Source organism: Acidovorax radicis (assembly GCF_020510705.1).
Classification (GTDB): domain Bacteria; phylum Pseudomonadota; class Gammaproteobacteria; order Burkholderiales; family Burkholderiaceae_C; genus Acidovorax; species Acidovorax radicis_A.
In genome coordinates, this window is sequence record NZ_CP075184.1 from 3,604,007 (window position 1) to 3,624,069 (window position 20,063).

A 20,063-nucleotide genomic window follows, 5' to 3' on the forward strand; every position below is an offset into this window, starting at 1 on the left:
GATAAGATCGCGCCAAACAAACTATGGGTGGAGGGTTGCGTGATCTATATCGTTCAGCTTCTTGCGGTGGCCTGCCTAGTGTGGATGCTGTGGCAAAACCGGCAACAGAAGAAACTGCAGGATGCGTTGGTGAAGCCATTGAAAGGCAAGCGGTTTTGGCGCATCCATCTGGCAAAGCCCAGCTACCACACCAGCTTCTGGCGTTTTTCGTCCGTCGAGGCCACAGGTGCTCTCATCGACGAGGACGACAAAATCCACTTTCTGGGATTTCGGCTCAACAATAAAAAGAGCGTCGATATCGTCCTGAACAAAAGCGATGTCACGATCCACTGGCTGGGTCGCCAGATGTCCAAAGGACCTTTCTACTGGGCCGAATGCGCCAGCCCGCAAGGGAGCCTGCTCTTTTGCGCCGACAGCAGGAACGTCATGCAGTCTCGTGAAATGCTGCGCGACATCCTGAACAGCGCCTTCCCCGCGTTGGAGTTCGACGAAGCCGCTACCGCCGATTTCGCGCTGGAGAAAAACCCTCGCAGCGTCGCTACGATGGTGACCTTCTTCGGTCTGTTCTTCTTCAGCATGATCGACTCCTTCGTTATCAGCCGCTACGAGCTGACCGACTCTCAGATCGTCTCGCTGATCTTCAACCCCCTGGTGATGGCCACCACGCTGCTCGCCGTGAGCGCCTTGGGATTCCTGACCTTCCAATGGCTGCGCCGTGGTGGCGTCCCTTCCATGGAGTCGTGGGGGCTGGTCGCGCTGTTGGCCGCAACCTGCCTGGGTGCAGCCTTGCCCGGGGCCAAACGCGTGGACCAATGGCTGGCCGATGCGCCTTCGCAGGAGTACCGTTACCGCATAGTAGAAATTGCCCGGCTAGAACCCGTTGCCCCCCGCCGGGGGCTACCCGTGATGCGGTTTCCACGCGGCAAGGACTACTGGGAGCAGTTCCCGGTGGGCAGCGAATATTCCATCCCGTTCTTGCAGGGGCCACTGGGCCTGTGGCAGCTGGATCACGAACTGTTCGACCCACCGTTGCGCAAGTTCTACGAAGAAAAAGGCTAACCGCCAGCGAAAGCAGGGGAGACGGTCACCTACTTGCCCACCAACTCGTTGAACTTGCCCGCCTCGAACTGCTCCTTGAGCGCAGCATCACAGGGCACACAGTCCTTGTTCTGAGCGTTGTTCGCCGACAGTTTCTCGATGGCCTGCCACAGCAGCGCGATCTGATGCTCTTGCGATGATGCGTTGTCGATCAGCCCGCGCATGGCCTGCGACAGCGGGTCGTCCTCTTGCGTGATGCCATAGGCCGTGAATTTGCGTGCCTGTTGCGGCTCGGTCACGTCGGCGCTTTCACCGGCTTTGGATGGAATGATGCGCGCCGGAATACCCACCGCCGTGGCGCCTGGGGGCACCGGCTTGATGACTACGGCGTTGCTGCCGATCTTGGCACCATCGCCCACCTCAAAGCCGCCGAGCACCTTGGCGCCCGCGCTCACCACCACATCCTTGCCCAGCGTCGGATGGCGTTTGGCGCCCTTGTAGAGCGAGGTGCCGCCGAGGGTCACCCCTTGGTAGATGGTGCAACCATCTCCGATCTCTGCCGTCTCACCCACGACCACGCCCATGGCGTGATCGAAGAACACGCGCTCGCCGATCTTGGCGCCGGGATGGATCTCGATGCCGGTGAACCAGCGCGCAAAGTGCGAAATGAAACGCCCGAGCCACTTGAGGCCGTTGTGCCAGCACCAGTAGGCAGGCCGGTGCAGCCAGATCGCGTGCAAGCCCGGATAACAGGTGATCACCTCCCACGTGCTGCGCGCGGCAGGATCGCGGTCGAGGATGCACTGGATATCGGAGCGCAGGCGGGCGAACATGGTTGTTATGGTTATGTGTTTATGGGCTGCACAGTCTATCGTTTCGCCTGCGCGGTCTCGATCATGGCCTTGGCGACACCTCGCAGGATGTGGATTTCCTCAGGGCTCAACTGCGCGCGGTTGAAAAGTTGGTTAAGGCGGGGCATGAGCTTCTTGGGCGCGGCAGGGTCCAGAAAGCCGATCTGCGTGAGCGCGTGCTCCCAATGGGTCAACATCCCCGCCACCTGCGCCGCATCGGCCTGTACACGGGCGGGGGTTGCGTCCTGCACCGCAAAGCCGCCCAGCGCCTGGCGCCAGTCATAGGCAATGACCTGAATGGCAGCGCCCAGATTGAGGGACCCAAAATGCGGATTGGTGGGAATGGAGAGCGCCGCATGGCAACGGTACACATCGTCGTTGGTCATGCCGAACCGCTCCGAGCCAAACAAAAACGCCACCCCCGTGTTCCCCGCGGAGGGTTGCGCGGGCTCTGCCGCATCACCTTCTTTGGCATTTTCGGCCTGCAGGGGAGCAACAGCCTGCGCCAGGCGCTCTTTTTTTAATAGCATCTCGAAGTGCGCGCGGGGCTCCACGGTGGGCGGGCCAAAGTCGCGCGGGGTCATGGCCGTGGCGCACAGGTGGCTCATGCCGTCCAGGGCCTCGTCGAGCGTGGCGACGATGCGGGCGTTTTCCAGCACGTCAAGGGCACCACTCGCACGCTGGATGGTTTCTTCGCGCCGCAGCACGTTGGGCCAGCGCGGCGCCACCAGCACCAGGTCGTCAAAACCCATGGTTTTCATGGCGCGGGCGGCGGCGCCCACATTGCCGGCGTGGCTGGTGTTGATCAGGACGAAACGGGTCTTCATGGGCTGGGCAAGGAGGCGGTTAGGTGAAAAACGGGCACTGCAGGTAAAATCTTGCCCTCATTGTCGCCGCCCGCATCGCCGGGTCGGGCCGAACCCGCTCCTGATTCGCATGGCGCCCGCTTTTGTGGCGCCCTGCTCACCACCACAATTTATGTCGTCCAACCTGCACCCCATGCTTAACGTGGCCATCAAGGCCGCACGCGCCGCCGGCGCCATCATCAACCGCGCGGCCCTTGACGTGGAATCGGTGCGGATCTCGCAAAAGCAGATCAACGACTTTGTGACCGAAGTGGACCACGCGTCCGAGAAAATCATCATCGAGACGCTGCTGACGGCCTACCCCGGCCACGGCATCCTGGCCGAAGAGTCGGGTAAGGAATTTGGCGCCAAGGATTCAGAGTTTGTCTGGATCATCGACCCGCTGGACGGCACCACCAACTTCATCCACGGCTTCCCCGTATATTGCGTGAGCATTGCCCTGGCCGTGAAAGGCAAAGTCGAGCAGGCCGTGGTGTACGACCCCACACGCAATGACCTGTTCACCGCCACCAAAGGCCGTGGCGCCTATGTGAACGAGCGCCGCATTCGCGTGAGCAAGCGCACCCAGCTCAAGGACTGCCTGATCTCCACGGGCTTCCCGTTCCGCCCGGGCGACAACTTCAAGAGCTACCTGAACATGATGAGCGACGTGATCCAGCGCACGGCTGGCCTGCGCCGCCCCGGCGCCGCCGCGTTGGATCTGGCCTATGTGGCAGCGGGCTTCACCGATGGATTCTTTGAAACCGGCCTGTCGATCTGGGACGTGGCCGCAGGCTCGCTGCTGGTGACCGAGGCCGGTGGCCTGGTGGGCAACTTCACGGGCGAGGCCGACTTTCTGGAGCAGCGCGAATGCCTGGCCGGCAATCCACGCATCTATGGCCAGCTGGTGCCGATTCTGGGCAAGTACAGCAAGTTTGCGAGCGCTGGCGACAAGGCCGCCGTGCGCCAGGCAGAGGCCGCTGATGCCCCCGCAGGCGATCCAGCCGCCGATGCCGATGCCCCGGCGGCTACCGCCGATGCCGCCAAAGGCGAAGACGCGCCACTCTGACGCCTTTTTGCCACGCGCCCACCCACGGGTGGGTGCTGTTCAGCCTGGATCCGGGTATTTCTGGGCAATGCTGCGGAAGTCCTCCGCAATGTCCACAAACGCGTCCACCATGTCCGGGTCAAAGTGTGTGCCCTTGCCCCGCACGATGGTGCCAGCCGCCTGGTCGTGTGAGAACGCGGGTTTGTAGACCCGCTTGCTGATGAGGGCGTCATACACGTCCGCCACGGCCATCAGCCGCGCCGAAACAGGGATGGCATCGCCCTGGAGCCCCTGGGGATAACCAGACCCATCCCACTTCTCCTGGTGGCTGTACGCGATCTCCTTGGATACGCTCAAGAACGCCACACGCATACCAAGGCGCCGCTCTGCCTCGTCGATGGCATTGCGGCCCAGCGTGGTGTGGGTTTTCATGACCTCGAACTCTTCGACGGTGAGCTTGCCCGGCTTGAGCAGGATCCGGTCGGGAATGCCGATCTTGCCGATGTCGTGCAGGGGCGCCGACTTGTAGAGCAGTTCGATCATGCGGTCGTTCAGCACCTGTTCAAAACGCGGGTGATGGCGCAGCCGCTCGGCCAGCGTCTTCACATACAGCTGGGTGCGCCGGATGTGGTTGCCCGTCTCGTTGTCGCGCGTCTCGGCCAGTGAGGTCATGGCCATGATGGTGACGTCCTGTATGGCCTGCACCTCCAGCGTGCGCAGAGCCACTTCACGCTCCAGATAAGCACTTTTGTCGCGCAGAAAATCGGCGGTGGCCTTGAGCGCCAGGTGGGTGTTGACCCGCGCCAGCAAGATGGGAGGGCTGATGGGCTTGGTGATGTAGTCCACCGCCCCCAGAGCCAGCCCGTTGCGCTCGTCGTCCGTGTCGGAGCGTGCCGTCAGGAAGATCACCGGGATGTCGCGCGTGGCGGCACTGGCCTTCAGGCGCCGACAGACCTCGTAGCCATCCATCTGCGGCATCATGATGTCCAACAGGATCAGGTCGGGCGGCGTGTCGGACTGGGCAATCTTGAGCGCTTTTTCCCCATGGTTGGCCACCTTCACCACAAAGTGCTCACGCAGCAGGCTGCCCATCAAGGTCAGGTTTTCGGGGGTGTCATCCACCACCAGGACCGTGGCAATCGGCTTGTCAACGAGTGTCGCCGGGCTGGAGGCAAAAGGCGCGTTGTCCATGAAAAGTGTCCTGCGTGTTGAACCGTGAAAGAGGCGTGGCGGCGTGGGAGAAAAACCTATTTAAGGGCCGGACACGGTCGCCATGGCGTCCAGTGCCTTTTCGAAATCAAAATTCAGCGTGTGCATCTCCACCAAGTGGAAGGCGCCTCCCAGTGCCGCCTTCAGCACGATGCCATTGTGTTGGAAAAACTCCGGCGCCGCAGGGTCATCGCGCCCGAGCAGGCTGCGCAAATGCTCCAGGGCCTGGGCGACCGTGTCGCTGTCCACCGGCGCGTCTTCAGCGCTTACGCCCATGGTGTTCTGCTGCGCCGTGTTCAATGCGCTCCAGTCGTGCAGGGCATGGAGCACCGGCTGCAGCACCGCACGCACATCGCCCAGCAAATGAACCACGGCCTCGTTACCCCGCCTAAAACGCAAGGCATGCTCCAGAGCCTGGGCACGGTCCGACACCGCTTGGGCACCGATGTTGGCGGCTACCGACCGCAGCGTGTGCGCCAGGCGCTCGGCCAGGTGCGTATTGTTCGCAGACAGCGCCTGTTGCAGCTCTGCCAGAACCGTCTCCTGTCCCATGGAGAAACGGCGCAACAGCTCGACATAGAGGTCCGGTTTGCCCAACGCTCGGCGCAGACCCAGCCCGGTGTCCAGCCCTTCCACGGTTGGCAAGTCAATATGCGCAACGGTGCCGCCAACGGCCGCCTTGAGCGGCGGGCTTACCGGCGCCTGGGCGCCTGCAGGCCCGACGGGTGCAGTGGGTGGCTGCAAGGCGCCGCCCAGCCCCGGACGCGGCCTGATCCACCGCCCCAGGGCCGCCCACAAAAGCCGTGGCTCGATGGGTTTGGCCACGTGGTCATTCATGCCCGCCGCAAAGCAGCGCTGGCGATCGGCGTCCATGGCGTTCGCCGTCATGGCGATGATGGGCAGCAGTGCGTTCAACGGGTTGTTGCGCAGGATGCGGGTGGCAGTTTCTCCGTCCATGATGGGCATCTGCATGTCCATCAGCACGGCGTCATATCGCTTGCGTTCGATGCGATCCACCGCTATCTGCCCGTTTTCAGCCACATCCACGGCAAAACCGGCATCCAGCAACAACTCCATGGCCACCATCTGGTTGAGCTCGTTGTCCTCAACCAAAAGCACACTCGCACCGCGTATCTCCGGCGACAATTCGTCAGGCGCGGGCGCCGCAGTGGGCACGCGGCGGTCCACGTCAATGGCGTGCTCCAGCGGCTGCATGAGCGTGTCGAACAAGACCGAAGCATTGACGGGCTTGATCAGCACCGTCTCGATCCCCTGGGCCCGGGCGGCGCGCATGACATCTTCACGGCCATAGGCGGTGACCATGAGCATCTGCGGCACTTTCGCCATGCCCAGGCTGCGGATATGCCCGGCCAGCTCGACACCGTCCATTCCCGGCATGTGCCAGTCAAGCAACAGCAAACCAAAAGGCCGCTGCCGGGCCATGGAATCACGCAACGTATCGAGCGCCTCCAGGCCCGAATGCACCTGGTCCACCTCAAACCCCATGGCAAGGAGTATGTCTGACAACACGGTGGCTGCCGTATGGTTGTCGTCCACCACCAGAACACGGCTGCCGCGCAAGTCGGGCGGCGGCAACAAGGCCCGCGCGGGGGCACCACGCTCCAGCGGCACGCTCACCCAAAACGTCGATCCCTTGCCAAATTGGCTCTCCACACCCACTTCGCCCCCCATCAACTCGGCCAGGCTCTTGCAAATAGCCAGCCCCAGGCCCGTGCCGCCGTAACGGCGTGTCGTGGACGTGTCGGCCTGCTGAAAGCTCTGGAACAAACGGCCCTTCTGCTCGTCGGTCAAGCCAATGCCGGTGTCGCGCACCTTAAAGCGCAGCGTCACCAGATCGCCCGCAGCATGCAGTAGCCGCACCGCGATGCTGATCTCGCCCGAGTCGGTGAACTTGATGGCGTTGTTGGCGTAGTTGATGAGAATCTGTCCCAGGCGCAGGGCATCCCCGACCAGGTTGGGCGGCACGTCTGCGGCCACGTCACACACCAGCTCCAGGCCTTTGGTCCCGGCCTTGTAGCCGACAACATCCGACACACTTTCAAGCATGCGGTCGAGCAGAAAAGGCTGCCGCTCCACCACCAGCTTGCCGGCCTCGATTTTGGAAAAATCCAGGATGTCGTTGATGACCCCCAAAAGGTGTTGTCCCGCTTGCTGGATCTTGCTGACGTAATCGTGCTGGCGCGGACTGAGTCCCGACTTGAGCGCCAGGTGCGACATCCCGATGATGGCGTTCATGGGCGTGCGGATTTCATGGCTCATATTGGCCAGGAAATTGGACTTGAGCGCGGTGGACTCCTCAGCAAGCTCCTTGGCGCGGCGCAACTCCTGCTCAGCAAGCTGCCGGTCAGTGATATCCACAAAGGTACCAATGGTGCCGCCGGGCACTCCATCGGCGCGGGCAAAACCATGCAGCCAGAACAATGTGTGGTGCAGTAGCCCATCCGCATAGGGCAGGTCTACCTCCCTGTGCACCGATCGACCTTCCCTCACAGCGCCAATGGCGTCGCGCTCAAACTGTGCTCTGGCCTCTTGCGGCAGGTAATCCAGATCCATCACCGTTTTACCGATCAATGCATGGCGCGCAACCCCAAAGGCCTGTTCATAGGCTCGGTTGACCCCCACAAAACGCCCGTTGGCGTCTTTATAGAAAAGGGGGATGGGGATGGCATCGATCAGGGCCTGCTGAAAATCCAGCTGACCCGCCACCTGCTCTTCGAGCAGTTTTTGCTCGTGAATGTCCACGTTGACGCCCACTACACGCAGTGGTTTTCCGTCGGCATCGCGGAAGATGCGCGCCGCTTCCAGAAACCAGCGCACTTCGCCATCGGGGCGGACAATGCGCCAGGAGTCACGCAAGTAATCGTCGGCCCCGGCAAGGCAGGCGTCAAAGTACGCTGCGGCGCGTTGGCGATCATCGGGATGCAGGCAGTCCAGCCATCCATCACGGTGCGCTGGCTGTGTGCCTGCGGGCAACCCCATCATCACAGCCATTTTGTCCGTCCACAAAACCTCACCGGTCTGCAGGTTGAGGTCAAAAACCCCGATTTTCCCGGCCTCCTGGGCCAGCTCCAGGCGTTCCTTTGCCTGTGCTATCGCCAGCTCCGCACGGCGCTGTTCGCTGACATCCTCAATCACCCAGATGGATGCCGAGTTAAAGCCCTCGACCTGGAGACCCCGCCCCGCCAGGCGCGCTTCAAAGCGGCTGCCATCCAGGCGGCACAGGGTGAGTGTTTCGCGCAATTCCTCGCCCGCCGCCAACGCAGGAGTGACACGCGTCGTGAACACATCAGAATCGCTCGCCCCCCCTCCAAACAGCACCGAAACGGAACGCCCCTGCAGTTGCGAGGCGGTGGCTCCCATGAGTTCCACAAAAGCCGGGTTGAACTGCCGGAACTGCCCGTCGCACACCAGAATAATGGGCGGCGCGTTGTCAAAAATGGCGGTCTGCTGCTCCAGCAGTTCATTGAGCAGTCGCTCGCGCCGCTCCAGCTCTTTTTGCGCCTGGATGCGCTCGGTCACGTCTTCTTGCAGCCCCACAATGCCAATGCGTTTGCCCCGCCCATCGAACACGGGCGACAGGGTTGCTTCGTCGTGGTAGATGCTTCCATCCTTGCGGCGGTTGACGAAATGCCCCCGCCAGGACTGCCCCGAAAGCAGCTTGGACCACATCGCCTGGTAGGCTTGCGGCGGGGTTTGCCCACTGGCCACCAAGGAGGGCTTCTTGCCCCGGACTTCGTCCAGCGTGTAGCCGGTCGTGCGCTCATACTGGGGGTTGACCCAGTCAATGCAGCCATCACCTCCGGTAATGACCACGGACACAGGGCTGCTCTCCAGCGCCGCACCCAACACCCGAAAGCGTTCCATCGCCGCAGCCACCCGCGCGCGGCTGCGCAGCAGATCCAGCAGCAACAAGCCCAGCAGCGCGACAAGCACAAATGCAGCGGCCCCCACCTGCGCACGCTGGGTGGGCGTCATCAGCGCGCTGACGTCGTCCAGCGCCACCAGCTGCCAGGGGCCACCGGGGTCGTTCCAGTTGATGCTCCGATGTTCCACGGCGTACACCACGCCATTGAGCACCACCTCGCCCGCATCGGGTGCAAAGGGCAAAGCCGAGGCCACCCCGTTGTCGAAATGCTGCCCAAACTGGCCGGATGCGCGAATGGCATCAATGCGTGCCTGCGTGAGCGGAGGCGCCACCGCGAACTGCCATTCAGGGCGGGTGGATGCAAACACGGCCCCCTGCGGCGACAACAGCACCATGGGCAGACCCGAGCGCTTGAGCAGAAGATCGACGCTTTCGAAGCCCGCCTGAAACATCACCGCGCCAATGATCGAACTCGAAGGCGTATCGCTTTCATAGAGTGGCGCAGCGTAGTAGAGGCTACGCTCTTGTGTGGTGATGCCCACGCCCGCGTACACACTGACGGCGCCCTGGATCGCTTGCTGAAAATAGGGGCGAAATGCGAGGTCTCGCCCCGTGGCCCGGTCGCCCGTCGTCTCATGCGCCACCACCGTGCCGTCCGCTGCGATCACGTACACCCCGCTGACCATGAAACGCCCGCGCGCCACCGCCAACCGGGCCAGCGCCTGCGGATCGTCCGGCGGCAAATGGCCGAGCGCCATCTCCTTGAGCAGCGGCTCGCTGAGCCCCAACAACGAGACGGCCCCCAGCATGGCGCCACCCATGGTCTGGCTGAGCAGTGTTTCATCCACCTGATGCACCACGCGTGCTCGTTCGGCTGCGCGATCTGCGCTGCGCCATTGGACCGCTCCCTGCACCGCCAGCCAGGCACCCAACAAGGCACAGGCAGCGACCAGCAGCAGCCCACGAAACCCGGGCCCCTTGCGTTCTTGCACTTTGTCAAAAACTATGCCCATATCCTTGCCTGCGCGTGTCATGCACCGAACCCTGCCGCCGCCCCGATGGGGCCCGCAGCGCTGCCAGACACACCGTCAACCGGCGGGGTACAAGATGGCATTTATGTCCCCCGCAGACCCCGGGCGGCCAAAAAGAAACCCCTGAAACGCCTCACAGCCATGCAGCCGCAGGAACGTCAGCTGCCCCACCGTCTCCACCCCCTCGGCCACCACCTGCAGGTCCAGGCTCTTGGCCAACGCAAGAATGGTCCGCACTATCGCCGCGTCGTTCGGGTCCGTCAGCACGTCCCGCACGAAGCTCTGGTCGATCTTGACCTGGTCGAGCGGCAGGCGCTTGAGGTAGCTTAGGGACGAGTACCCGGTGCCAAAGTCATCCAGCGCAAACCCCACGCCTTCGCTCTTGAGCTGCACCATGCGTGCGATGGTGTCTTCGATGTCTCCGAGCAGCAGGCTTTCGGTCAGTTCGAGTTTGAGTTTGCGTGGGTCGGCGTTGTGGTTTTGCAGGGTCTGCAGCACTTGGGCCACGAAGTCCGGTTGCCGAAATTGCCGGGCGCTGACGTTGACGGCGACCGTAAGGTGGGCGGTGCTCGGGTGTCGGCCCCAGTGCTGCAGCTGTTCGCACGCGGTTTGCAGGACGTATTGGCCCAGGGGCAGGATGAGGCCGGTCTGTTCGGCCAGGGGGATGAAGTCGCCGGGGCTGATCATGCCGCGCTCTGGGTGGCGCCAGCGTACGAGGGCTTCTGCCCCCAGCAGTTGGCTTTGGTGGTCCACCACGGGTTGGTAGTGCACGAGCAGTTCACCCCGCGCCAGGCCTTGGCGCAGGTCTGCTTCCAGGTTGGAGCGGGCGTTGACGGCCGCTTGCATGTCGGGGTCGAAGAAGCGCTGGGTGTTGCGCCCTGCGGCTTTGGCCTGGTACATGGCCAGGTCTGCGCGTTTGAGCAGTTCGTCCACCGTGAGGCGTTCGTCGCCAAACAGGGTGATGCCGATGCTGGGGGTGCTGTAGTGCTGGCCGCCATCGAGCGCGAAGGGCTGGTTCAGGCTGGCCAGGAGTTTTTCTGCGATGGTTTCTGTCTGGTTGGCTGCGCTTTGTACGTCGGGGGCCAGGGCTTCGAGCATGACGACGAATTCGTCGCCCCCGAAGCGGGCGACGGTGTCGGCTTCGCGCACGCTGCCCACCAGCCGGGTGGCCACTTGTGCCAAGAGCTGGTCGCCCATGTCGTGGCCCAGGGTGTCGTTGAGGTCTTTGAAGTTGTCGAGGTCGATGAACAGCAAGGCCCCGAGGTTCTTGGTGCGCTGGCATGCTGCGATGGAGCGTTGCAGGCGATCCAGAAGCAGCCTGCGGTTGGGCAGCCCTGTCAGCGCGTCGTAGAACGCCAGGCGCTCGATCTCTTGCTCTGAACGCTTGCGGTCTGTGATGTCCATGGTGAAACCATGCGACACCACCGAGCCGTCGGGCTCACGGTGTGGAATCGCATTGGACATGTGCCAGCGAATGCTGCCATCCACCATTCGCACGCGGTATTCACACTGCCACGGCACCAGCCTGCGCATGGACATGATGGCAGAGCGCTGCACCCTCGGCTGGTCTTCCTCCACCACCCGGCGAAGGAGGACACCGTAGTCGGCCGTCACCTCTTCAGGCCCCACGCCCATGAATTCACGCACGGCATCGCTGACGTACTGCACGCTGGTGCTGCCATCGCGGTGCTGGCGATATTCGTAGATGAAACCTGGTATGCGACTGGCAATGCGCTGAATAAACAGCAACTGCTCGCGCAGTTGCTCGGCGGCCCGGTGTTCGTCCGTCACGTCTTGCACGACGCCCATCACCACCTGAACGCCGTCGCGTGGCAGCGTGCGCCGCACCCGCGACCGCATCCACCGCACCTCACCGTCGGGGCGGCGCCAGCGGTATTCGACATCCAGGCTTGCCCCCCCCTCTTTCGTCCTCTTGAAGACACGCATATCCTCTGGCAGGATTCCGCTGACCGCCCGCTCGGGGTCTACCCATTCCTGGTGCTCAAACCCGGCGATGTCGCACAGGCCGGGTGACCACAACAACACCGTTTCACCCGGATCCTCGATACGCCGCCAGTGGCCCGCATGCGCCAGGCTCTCCATGGTGTTGAAAACTTCTGTCTGCTCCCGCAGCTCGCGGCGCACGTCTTCAAGCGCCCGCTCGGAGGCAGCCAGCGCCGCGCGCAGCGTCTCGGCTTCGGTCGCGTCGCGCACCGTGACCATGATGCAATCGGCAGTCACACGCCTGGCTGTCAGGTCCCATGCCAGCAGCAAGCGACCGGCCTCACGCACCACCTGCCGGCACTCCAGCGGTGCGCCCAGCCGGGCCACTCCATACAGTTGGTCGATGAGTGGGGTGTTGGCCAGTTGGTCAAACACATCAGACGCATCCACCCCCGGGGTGCGCACCACACCCAACCCCGGCATGCGCCGTGCCGCTGCATTGGCCGCCAGCAGCAGCAAGCGATCGTCCTGCAGCCTGAACTCGATCAGCGCCACCGGCACGGCATCTACCAGCGCCTGCAGCCGCGCTTGTGCCAAGGGCTCGATGGCGCCGTCGCCCGAAAGGGCAAGAAGATCGGACAACAGTTCGGACGAAATCACGGTCGCTGCGAAACCTCAGATGGTAGGGGCCGACACACAATGAGACCAAGCCCACGGGCCAAAGCCAAAGTGGCAGCATACAGCCAAGAGTATGTCAAAACGTAACGAACAACAAAAACCTGCCCGCCAGCCATGCAGGGGAAACCCGGAACCTCCACGCTGGCCGGGCTGTGCTGGACACAGCAACCTGTCCCAGGGCGCATCCATTGAGCGCCCAAAACGCTGTCTGCATGCCTGCGACCGCTGCGTGGTCAGCGCGCCAGCCCCTTGGCTACCACGGCGTCGGGGCAGGAATATCCATCGGACGCCCCCTTGCTTCCGTATGGATGCTTGGCGTCCCTATGTGGCCCAGCTTGATGCGGCGCATCTTTTCAGCAAACCCATCGTGACACGCCTGGAAGACAAGCCCAGCTTCTTTCCGGCAGAGACCTACCACCAGGACTTTCTGGTCGAAAACCCACGTGCCGCACGCACCTTCTGACTTCTACCAAACACACCTGGCTGGTCTGCACCAACAGTTGCAGAACAGCCCGATCGCACGCGCATACCTCACGGGCACAGGCATACGCTTCGATGGCGTGGACCTGGCGCCCGACGACCAATTCGAGTTACCGTTCGGTAGCTTCTCCACAGTGGAGTTCGCCCATCTGTTCTCGGTATTCAACGGCAGCCGCGTGCATCAACAGGCTGCCAAGGAACCTGTGCAGGATGCCCCGCCCGGCCTCTACTTCACGGTGGTCAACAACCACGTCATTCAGAGCCCGCACAAGAACCGGCTGGGCATCTACACCGACCAGAGAGGCGAAGCCGACCTCTTCATCGACGGCCTGCATGTCGATCACTACTTCCTGAACGGGCACCAGACCCCGCCTACGCTCGGCACCATCGCGTTCGCTCTGTGCGCGATCACGGCGTACCTCACCGGGCTGTCCCAAGTGTCACTGGCGGCGGCAGGAGGCTGCGGATTCGACGACCAGTACGTCGGCTATAAAGTCTGGCCCAAGCTCGGCTTCGATGCATCACTGGAACCCGGCGAAGTTGCCAATGTTCCTCACTTGGCCCATTGCAGCACCGTCCAGCAAGTGTTGGCCACCTACTGGACGTGGTGGGAAGATCAAGGTAACCAGCGGCTAAGAACGTGTTCAAAGTCTCGTAGAGCGGTGAGAAGCTCGCGAGGTGAAAAAAGATTACCCCAGCGATATCAAGCGCGAGCAGTTCGAGGCAGTCACCTAAATAGCCAGATCGCTTATGAGCTAAAACTGGCAGTATCCCGGCTTGCCCTCAAATTGGTCGTGAGCGCACGTGGGCGCGCAGATGGAAAAGCAGCTGAAAGAAATGCAGAGCAAGCTCTCTGAGACCATGCGGGATCAACACGTCAAACTCCTGGAAGCCAATGCTGCCCAGACCCGGTTGGCGGCAGAACTTGACAGGGCTCGCATCCCGCTGCCACGGGCTTGGCGAGTCGCAGAAGTGGATCTGGATATCAGAAGTTCTCCCAATCGCCCCCACCTGCATTTGCGCTAGGAGTTGCTAAAGCGGTGTTTAGCCTGGGAGGGTTCTGAAGGCGCGAATTGCTCGAGGATCTAATTCTCGGGGTCTTACGGCGATCAGTGGAAACTTGCGGTGCGGCTGATGCACTCATTCCATCGTTCCCGTGAAGCCTAAATACGGCAACGGCTTGCACCAGTTGCTTGGCCTGGACCTGCAAGCTCTGGGCTGCTGCTGCGCTTTCCTCTACCAAAGCTGCGTTCTGCTGAGTGACCTGATCCATTTGAGCGACGGAGTCCCCCAAAGAAGTGACACCTGCGCTTTGCTCTCGGCTGGCTGAACTGATTTCACCCATGATGTCGGTCACGCGGCGGATAGAGTCCACGACCTCCTGCATCGTTCTGCCAGCCTGGTCCACCAAAGCCGACCCGTCTTCCACTTGCGTCACACTGTCCGTGATGAGCGTCTTGATTTCCTTGGCCGCCTGCGCGGAACGCTGAGCGAGGTTGCGCACCTCGCTGGCCACGACGGCGAACCCCCGGCCTTGCTCCCCAGCTCGGGCAGCCTCGACGGCAGCGTTCAAGGCAAGGATGTTGGTCTGGAACGCAATGGAATCGATAACTCCAATGATGTCAACGATCTTCTTGCTGCTATCGTTGATTCCCTTCATTGTGTCGACGACTTTGTCGACCACTTCGCCACCCTTCACGGCTACCTGGCTGGCGCCCAGGGCCAACTGGTTCGCCTGATTGGCATTATTGGCGTTGTGACGAACCGTCGCACTCATCTCTTCCATCGTTGCCGCAAACTGCTGCAAGGCGCTGGCCTGTTCCTCGGTGCGTTGACTCAGATCGGTATTGCCAGTGGCGATCTGGGTAGATCCCGTCGCGATCGAGTCCGAGGCTCCCCGCACTTGGCCGACTATTTCCGCCAACTTGGCTTGCATGCTGCCCAACGAAGCGAGCACGCTTCCGCTGGGCGCGCTGGCAACACCTTGCACCGTACTCAAATCGCCATCCGCAACCCGACGAGCCGCGTTGCCCAAGTCAGCAGGCTCCGCGCCTAATGCGCGTGTCAGGCTTCGGGTGATCACCACCCCTGCGATGATGGCTATAAGGATGGCTACGACACAACCCGCCAAAAGCAAATTGCGCTGATCGGCAAAGCGTTTATCCGAATCGACCGTCATCTCGTGTGCGCGCTTCTGAGCCAACTCCTCGTACTCATTAGCCTTTCCAACGAGCGCTGCGAGAAGCGGACGACATTCATCATTCATCTTGGAGACGGCCTCGTCGCGTTTGCCATTCACCGCCAGATCAACGATGGCGAGGGCCACCGGCCCGTAGCGTGTTTCGATTCCATCGATGTCCGCTACGAGGGCACGTGCCTTGTCGCTCGCATCATCGGCCTTGGCAATCATGTCCTTGAACTTGCCCAAACGCTCTTTGACGTCTTCGTGGGCCTTCAGCACTGCAGCTTTTTCTTTGGCCTGTTCCTCAGGAGACGTAACCAACACGAGATTTCGCGCTGCGATAGCCCGACGGTCGACGGCGGTGTGGACTCCTTGAGCCATGCTTGCGCGAGCACTGATGCCCTGTATGTAGTGCTCGAAGTCAAGGTGGGCCTGAGACAGTGCTCGCCAGGAAATGCCGGAAATCAGCAGCAGCAGGAAGGCAAGGCCGCCGAAGCCAAGTGCGAGTTTTGTTCGCACAGTCAGATTGTTGAAATTCATCGAATTCTTTCAGCGCGTTTCAGTGATACCGCTATTCACACGTGTCATCAACTGGGGAATGTCAAGGAGCAGAAGGGTACGTTCGGCACCTTCTTGCTGGATACATGCGAGACCCTGCACGTAGTGACTTGGGTCGTCTTCGTTCAGATCGGGCATGGGCCGCAATTGATCTTCGCGCAGCGCAATCACGTCGGAAACGGAGTCAACAACCATACCAACCGTCTGATGGTTGTCCGGGGTGATCACAACGGTGACCGTAGAGGCATCGAAAGGCGCCTTAAGACCGAGGCAAACCCGCAAATCCAAGACTGGAGCGCTTACTCCTCTGAGGTCGATCACGCCGAGCACGTGAGAAGAGCAACCGGCTATTCGTGTGGGTTGTTCATATGAGTGGATTTCCTGAACGCCAAGGATGTTGACTCCATAGGCTTCAGTGCCGAGTTGAAAGACGAGGTATTCGCCGCTTGCGGCGGGCTCGGTAGATGCCTCTGTGGAGGCGGACGGGGGTGCGAGGGTGGCATGCACTTGTTTTTCTTCATGAGTGAAACAAAAGTGATGCGAAATATAAATGATAAAAATGAAGTGTCAAGATATTTATATCGTTTGTATCGATTTCTAAAAGCTAGTGCTTCACATTGCGCGAGCGAAGACGCGTAGCAATTCGTGAGGACACGCTATTGATTTCGGCCCGAAAGTGACCTGCTAACCCCCAGAACGTCTATCCAAACCTGACTCATGTACAAACCCTAACTCGCTGCCTGGTTGAGTAGAATTAGATGCAAAGTGATAAAAACATCAATTCCAAATACCATCATGCGCTACGCCTTGCTGTGCGCTTGGTGCAAAAGCACCGAGGCGAGTACCCATCGCTTTGAACAGCCATTGAATCGATTGCTCCCAAGATCGGCAGCGTACCCCAGACCCATTTACGAATGGGGTCAAGCGCGACGAGATCGATTCGGGTGCAGGGGACGGCATCACCACGCCCGACCTGCAGCACCTGAAGGATCCCGAGCTTGAGAACAAGGAATTACGAAAGGCCAATGAGATCTTGAAGCTGTCCAGTGCGTTTTTCGCCCAGGCGGAACTCGACCACCGTTTGAAGTCCTGAGACCAGCTCACTCGAATGGCACTGAGCATTCGCTTCAAAAAAACTGTGGCTGTGAAGGCCGCATTTGGTGCAAAACTAAGCTTGCAGCACTGGTCTTGCAGTTTTCCGGTATCCCACCGATGATCTGCGCGTTGCCTGCCACATCCCGAATGAAGGGTGTCGCTCGTGCAGTTTCTTTCTGCTTCAGGAACGGAAGGCGAAACTTGATATCCCCTGCGACTTTCAGCGCGAAGTTGGTTCGACTTGGGGTCGAATGCTGCTAAAGGTTGCACACCACCATGAGCAGTCAGCCATTGAATGTCGATTCATTGAATTCTGCGAGAGACCTCTCCGCAGAGGACTACCGCCTGATAGTCGATGAGGCCCAGACAGCAGTGTTTGTTATCCAGCACAGCCGGTTTCTTTTCGTAAACCCGAAGCTCGTCGAGCTTTTCGGGTATTGCAAGGAGGAAATGCTCAATGGCCTGGACCCAATGCTGCTTTGCGCCCCCGAACATCGTGACCATGCGCGCGCGCAGACGATTGCGCGGGTTGCGGGTGTCCCCGGACACGCGTACGAGATCGACTGCCTCCGAAAAAATGGCGAAAGGTTCTGCGCCCAAGTGTGGGGCGCGAGGATAGTGCTGGCTGGCGAGATCGCGGATTTGGTCACGCTTCACGACGTCAGCGCCATCAAGCTTGCGATACGCTTCGCACAGCAGCGCGACCAGTTGTTTCGCAACGCGGAGGATCTCGCGCGTATCGGCTCTGCCGAAGTCGATTTGGTCTCGGGTTCAGTGACCATTTCCTCGGGCATGCATGCGATCTTCGGGATAACACAAACGGATGCCATCGCAGACAAGGGTTGGCTGCTGTCCCGCGTCCCTGCGGTAGAGCGGCCCTATGTTCAGGCAATCAGCGAAGGTGTTTCTCCGGACGAAGCTTGCGAATTCCAGCACCGAATAGTTCATTCGGACGGCAGCCTACGCACCGTGCTGCACCGCGTGATGGCGGATGCCGATGCCCAGGGAAAAGTAATTAGGACCGTGACCCTGCTGCAGGACATAACGTTGCAGCGAGCGGCCGAGCAGCGCCTTGACAAGCTGGCCAACACCGATAAAACAACCGGACTGCCTAACCGCAATGCGCTGACCGAGTACCTTGACACCCGCCTACGGGAAGCCGCCCGTGAGGAGCGACAGATTGCAGTGCTGAGCATAGAGATAGACCGGTTGAAACTGGTCAGCGAATCGTTGGGCAATGCGGCCGGGGACCAATTACTGATGGAGGTAGGGGCGAGGCTGCAGGCTCACGCAACGCGGGACGATCTGTTGGGGCACTTTGGAAGCGGCGAGTTCGCACTCGTGCTGGTGCGCGAAGGGGATGTGGACGAGCACCTAGCTAGTGCTATCGCTACGTCGCTCAGCGAAACCTTTGCGCTGCCGGTTTCCATTGGAGACAATGAGATCAAGGTAACCTGCGATATTGGCGTAGCCCTATATCCGTCCCATGGAGACGCGCCGGAAAGTCTGCTTCAGCAAGCGCAGGCGGCGATGTACCACGCCCATGAATTGGGCAGGAACCAAGTGTGCGTCTTCCGCTACGGCATGCGATCCAAAGCGATCTCGCGGCTGGCGATGGAGTCTGGACTACGCCGTGCCCTTGAGCGCAAGGAACTTGAACTGCACTATCAGCCCAAGCTGGATCTACTCGACGGAACGGTCATTGGAGCCGAGGCGTTCCTGGAGTGGAATTCTCCGGACGGGGAGTTGTTTTCACGATCGAGCGTTATCCGTGTGGCGGAGGAGACGGGGCTGATTGTGCCCATCGGTGAGTGGGTGCTACGCACGGCCTGCCTCCAGGCACTAGAGTGGCAGCGCACTGGCCACGCCATGCTAAGGGTTTCGGTTAATCTCTCGGCACGCCAGCTCCAGCAGCCGGACATCACCCAGCGGGTGCAGAAGATTTTGGTTGAAACAGGGCTGGATCCCCGGTTGCTAGGCTTGGAGATCACCGAAGGTGCCTTGATGGGGGAAAGCGCGCGGATTGCGCGGATACTGAGCGACCTCAAGGCCTTGGGTATCGAGATCTCGCTGGATGATTTTGGCACGGGCTACTCCAGCCTGAGCTACCTGCGCACCTTGCCTATCGACGTGGTGAAAGTGGACCGCACCTTCGTGCACGACGTCACCGCGGCGTCGCAGGATGTCTCCATTACGCGTGCAATTATCAACATGGCGCACAGCCTGCAGATGAAGGTGCTTGCCGAAGGGGTGGAAACCGAAGGGCAGCTGGCCCTGCTCATTGCCAATCGCTGCGATCAAATGCAGGGCCGCTATTTCAGCGGGCCGGTTCCCGTGGATGCCATGAATGCGTTGCTTCAGGACAAGAGAGCGCTCCCAGAGCATCTGGTGATGCGTAATTCCCGCCAGAGAACGCTGCTTCTCGTTGACGATGAGGAGAGTATTGTCTCGGCGCTGCGTCGGCTGCTGCGCCCTGACGGCTACCATATCGTGACAGCCAACAGTGGTGCGCAGGGATTGCAGAGGCTGGCTGAAAACTCAGTAGATGTGATCGTTTCGGATCAGCGCATGCCCACTATGACGGGCGTGGATTTCCTGCGCCGCGCCAAGGAGCTATATCCCGATACCGTCCGGATGGTGCTCTCCGGATATACAGAGCTGCAATCCATCACTGACGCAGTCAACGAAGGTGCCATCTACAAGTTCCTGACCAAACCATGGGATGACGAACGACTTCGCAGTCACATTGCGGAGGCATTTTCACAGAAGGAAATGGCCGATGAAAACCGCCGCCTGGCTGGCGCAGTGCTGGCAGCAAATCAGGAGCTGAGTGCAGTGAACGAGCGTCTGCAACAGTTGCTCACCCATCAGCGTGAACAGATCCACCGCGAAGAGAGTAGCCTTGGTGTGGCCAGAGAGGTTCTGGACAATATCCCTGCAGCGGTCATCGGTGTGGATCTTGAGGGCATGATTGCCTTCGTCAATGCCGACGCCGAAGCACTGTTTGGCGCGACATTGGCCTTGCTGGGACAAGATGCCGAAAAGGTTTTGCCCCAGGGGCTGGGCAATGTGTGGCGTGCCGCAGACCAAAGTTATCACGAGGTGCAGATTGCAGACCATGCGTTTCGTGTGGTGTGCCGGGCTGTCGGGGGGGAAGGCCATTCACGCGGACGGCTGCTGGTTCTGGTTCCCTGCAGTTCCGCGCCCAACTAATCAAT

Annotated in this window: 11 protein-coding genes and 2 pseudogenes; 6 read left to right on the plus strand and 7 right to left on the minus strand. The window is 60.9% G+C overall.

Features of this window, described 5'->3' with window-relative positions; genetic code table 11:
- Window positions 1–39: 39 nt before the first annotated feature.
- Entirely contained in the window at window positions 40–1,059 is a 1,020-nt protein-coding gene (locus KI609_RS16505) for a hypothetical protein (protein ID WP_226444657.1), read from the plus strand.
- 29 nt (window positions 1,060–1,088) lie between these two features.
- On the opposite strand, the gene cysE is transcribed toward KI609_RS16505, so the two are convergent.
- Entirely contained in the window at window positions 1,089–1,871 is a 783-nt protein-coding gene (cysE, locus tag KI609_RS16510) for a serine O-acetyltransferase (RefSeq protein ID WP_226444658.1), read from the minus strand.
- Between the two features lie 35 nt (window positions 1,872–1,906).
- Window positions 1,907–2,716, minus strand: coding sequence for an RNA methyltransferase (locus KI609_RS16515; RefSeq protein WP_226444659.1), 810 nt, complete (start codon window positions 2,714–2,716; stop codon window positions 1,907–1,909).
- A 151-nt stretch (window positions 2,717–2,867) separates the two neighbouring features.
- On the opposite strand from KI609_RS16515, the gene KI609_RS16520 reads away from it, so the two are divergent.
- Window positions 2,868–3,803, plus strand: a complete 936-nt coding sequence (locus tag KI609_RS16520; protein WP_226444660.1) for an inositol monophosphatase family protein — start codon at window positions 2,868–2,870, stop codon at window positions 3,801–3,803.
- Between the two features lie 39 nt (window positions 3,804–3,842).
- Here the strand turns inward: KI609_RS16520 and KI609_RS16525 are convergent, their stop codons facing one another.
- The 3 genes from KI609_RS16525 to KI609_RS16535 form a co-directional block, all read right to left on the minus strand.
- Window positions 3,843–4,973, minus strand: coding sequence for a two-component system response regulator (locus KI609_RS16525; RefSeq protein ID WP_226444661.1), 1,131 nt, complete (start codon window positions 4,971–4,973; stop codon window positions 3,843–3,845).
- 60 nt (window positions 4,974–5,033) lie between these two features.
- Window positions 5,034–9,890, minus strand: a complete 4,857-nt coding sequence (locus KI609_RS16530; RefSeq protein ID WP_226444662.1) for a PAS domain S-box protein — start codon at window positions 9,888–9,890, stop codon at window positions 5,034–5,036.
- A 75-nt stretch (window positions 9,891–9,965) separates the two neighbouring features.
- Window positions 9,966–12,512, minus strand: a complete 2,547-nt coding sequence (locus tag KI609_RS16535) for a putative bifunctional diguanylate cyclase/phosphodiesterase (protein ID WP_226444663.1) — start codon at window positions 12,510–12,512, stop codon at window positions 9,966–9,968.
- A gap of 340 nt (window positions 12,513–12,852) precedes the next feature.
- Between KI609_RS16535 and KI609_RS16540 the strand changes: the two are divergent.
- A pseudogene (locus tag KI609_RS16540) lies at window positions 12,853–12,975 on the plus strand (peptide-methionine (S)-S-oxide reductase); the annotation flags it as partial.
- Window positions 12,974–13,867: a hypothetical protein gene (locus KI609_RS16545; RefSeq protein ID WP_226444664.1), complete on the plus strand. Its 894-nt coding sequence runs from the start codon at window positions 12,974–12,976 to the stop codon at window positions 13,865–13,867. The pseudogene KI609_RS16540 and the gene KI609_RS16545, both read left to right, overlap by 2 nt.
- 128 nt (window positions 13,868–13,995) lie before the next feature.
- Here the strand turns inward: KI609_RS16545 and KI609_RS16550 are convergent, their stop codons facing one another.
- On the minus strand, window positions 13,996–15,732 hold the full coding sequence (locus tag KI609_RS16550) for a methyl-accepting chemotaxis protein (protein WP_226444665.1): 1,737 nt from the start codon (window positions 15,730–15,732) through the stop codon (window positions 13,996–13,998).
- Window positions 15,733–15,741: 9 nt separating this feature from the next.
- Window positions 15,742–16,257: a chemotaxis protein CheW gene (locus KI609_RS16555; RefSeq protein WP_226444666.1), complete on the minus strand. Its 516-nt coding sequence runs from the start codon at window positions 16,255–16,257 to the stop codon at window positions 15,742–15,744.
- Window positions 16,258–16,508: 251 nt separating this feature from the next.
- Here KI609_RS16555 and KI609_RS23065 point away from each other — a divergent pair.
- Both KI609_RS23065 and KI609_RS16560 read left to right on the plus strand, forming a co-directional pair.
- Window positions 16,509–16,845, plus strand: a pseudogene (locus tag KI609_RS23065) (IS3 family transposase); the annotation flags it as partial.
- A gap of 276 nt (window positions 16,846–17,121) precedes the next feature.
- Window positions 17,122–20,058, plus strand: coding sequence for an EAL domain-containing protein (locus tag KI609_RS16560; protein WP_226444667.1), 2,937 nt, complete (start codon window positions 17,122–17,124; stop codon window positions 20,056–20,058).
- Window positions 20,059–20,063 lie beyond the last annotated feature (5 nt).

What these genes read in the sequence shown, in the direction of transcription:
- KI609_RS16525 (WP_226444661.1), bottom strand. Translation starts at nt 4,973, where the DNA reads ATGGACAACGCGCCTTTTGCCTCCAGCCCGGCGACACTCGTTGACAAG.
- KI609_RS16530 (WP_226444662.1), bottom strand. Translation starts at nt 9,890, where the DNA reads ATGGGCATAGTTTTTGACAAAGTGCAAGAACGCAAGGGGCCCGGGTTT.
- KI609_RS16520 (WP_226444660.1), top strand. Translation starts at nt 2,868, where the DNA reads ATGTCGTCCAACCTGCACCCCATGCTTAACGTGGCCATCAAGGCCGCA.
- KI609_RS16515 (WP_226444659.1), bottom strand. Translation starts at nt 2,716, where the DNA reads ATGAAGACCCGTTTCGTCCTGATCAACACCAGCCACGCCGGCAATGTG.
- KI609_RS16550 (WP_226444665.1), bottom strand. Translation starts at nt 15,732, where the DNA reads ATGAATTTCAACAATCTGACTGTGCGAACAAAACTCGCACTTGGCTTC.
- cysE (WP_226444658.1), bottom strand. Translation starts at nt 1,871, where the DNA reads ATGTTCGCCCGCCTGCGCTCCGATATCCAGTGCATCCTCGACCGCGAT.
- KI609_RS16560 (WP_226444667.1), top strand. Translation starts at nt 17,122, where the DNA reads ATGAGCAGTCAGCCATTGAATGTCGATTCATTGAATTCTGCGAGAGAC.